This is a genomic window from Bowmanella yangjiangensis (assembly GCF_017255015.1).
Classification (GTDB): Bacteria; Pseudomonadota; Gammaproteobacteria; order Enterobacterales; family Alteromonadaceae; genus Bowmanella; species Bowmanella yangjiangensis.
Window position 1 is genome coordinate 1 of the sequence record NZ_JAFKCS010000171.1, and the last position, 1,683, is coordinate 1,683.

At 58.0% G+C, this 1,683-nt stretch carries 2 protein-coding genes; both read right to left on the minus strand.

Annotated elements, in window-relative coordinates; genetic code table 11:
- Nucleotides 1-149 precede the first annotated feature (149 nt).
- Nucleotides 150-524, minus strand: coding sequence for a hypothetical protein (locus J0A65_RS23020; protein WP_206596630.1), 375 nt, complete (start codon nucleotides 522-524; stop codon nucleotides 150-152).
- Nucleotides 525-619: 95 nt separating this feature from the next.
- On the minus strand, nucleotides 620-1,483 hold the full coding sequence (locus tag J0A65_RS23025; RefSeq protein ID WP_206596631.1) for a hypothetical protein: 864 nt from the start codon (nucleotides 1,481-1,483) through the stop codon (nucleotides 620-622).
- Nucleotides 1,484-1,683 lie beyond the last annotated feature (200 nt).

Genomic DNA, 1,683 nt, shown 5'->3' on the forward strand with positions numbered 1-1,683 from the left:
GTCATGCGGAGATTCGGCCGGAACATCTGGAGTTGCCGGGTGCCCAGGCATAGGCCTGGCATATATCACCTGAGTGCAGCCGGCGTGGTGCCGGCGTAGTACATAGCGGGGAGGGTGATTTGCGCTGACTTTGCAGCGGTCTGTTGTCGCTAGTGGCAGCCAGTGCAGGAACCACTGCCACCCACAAGCTGAATAGGGCCCATGTCCACCTGGCCTGTGGGTAGAGAACCGCCGCCGAAGCCGGGGAAAAAAGGCCGACTCGCTCCGCCGCCACCTCCTCCGCTGCCACTACCTGGCGCCGGGGCATCTTCAGGGTTTCTGAGTGTGCCCGGACCTTCGCCATCGCCAAAGTTAATCGGAACCCAGAGTTGGGTGGGAGAGCCGCTGTAACGGAATGTAGTCCACTGTGACCCGTTGGTGATGGTGACTGTATCGCCAGGCCGCCATTGGTTGACGACGCTGTTGACCGTGGAACGTATGAAGGTGATCGGCCCGCTCAGTTCATCCAGAGCAGTCATGTCCATAGAACAGTACGAGCAGAACCAGCGGTCATAGGATGCGGCAATTGCCACAGTGAAGAGCGCCAGGAAGACGGTGGTGAGAAGTCCATTTCGGGTGATCACTGTGTGCATGCTTTGTGGTAGTTGATCAGGGCCTGGTTTTCCGCTTCCAGGATCTGGTGCTGGTACAGCTTCTGCCGTTCCTGCTCCAGTAGTTTTTCAAGCGACGGGGCACCTTCGAAGCGCTGCCGGTAGATCAGCTCGGCGGTGTAGAAGTCGGTGTAGGCAGCTTGATTTTGTAGCTGTGGATTGTCGGGATCGAACCGGTAGTTGGCGCGGATGACATAGGCGCCTGGGTGGCATTGGCTTGCAGCTTTGTCGATATAGTCGCGCTGCATGTCTAGCCAAGGGTCTGGTTCGTCAGGGGAAAGCGGTGGGTTGGGGTTCTCGGCGATGGCCATGGCTACCTGGGCGGCTGCCAATCCGGCATCTGCCGCCGCTTTCATGCGCTCCACCCAGTTCTCTTGGGAGAGCACACCCAGCTCCAGGCATTCGCTTCGGGGAGGGTAGCCCTCCGTTGCCGCGTCGCTGGGCGGATTCTGCTGCCGGAGATAACACATATGCAGCAGGTTGGCCGCCATGTAGTCGCCCTCCGGCGAAGCTTTGGCATCAAGCTCGGCAAGTGTTTCCTTCACTGGGCCCTGTATGAACCTCAGCTCGGATCGCCAATCGGCATAGTCCAGTTTCTTCTGGTTTATGGCGGTTCTGGGGTGTTGCGGGGGATGTGTGCTTTCGGGCTGAGCTTGGGTTGGATGCGAGATGGCAGGAGGCGGTGATAACCGTCCGGCGGTCTCTGTCTGTGCAGACCAGAGCGCTCTGACCGGCGACGGCTTCTGCATGGTAGGGAGGGCCAGGATGGAGAACACGGCGATGAAGCTCGTGAGTCCAACGAGCAGGAAGATCAATAGGGGTTTCTTGAGCATGGCGTTATTTCAGATATCAGGAGATTGGCTTCTGACAGAAGTGGTGATGCAGGCTCTTTGGATATAGATCGCCATGCTAATGATAATTGTTTGCGTTTGCAAGTTGTTGTCCATCCCCTCTTCTGAGGCTTTGCTCGCGACTGCAGCGACATCGTAAATGTGAGAAGAGCTGGACGTCCTCGTTGGCCGTGCTGCTTAAG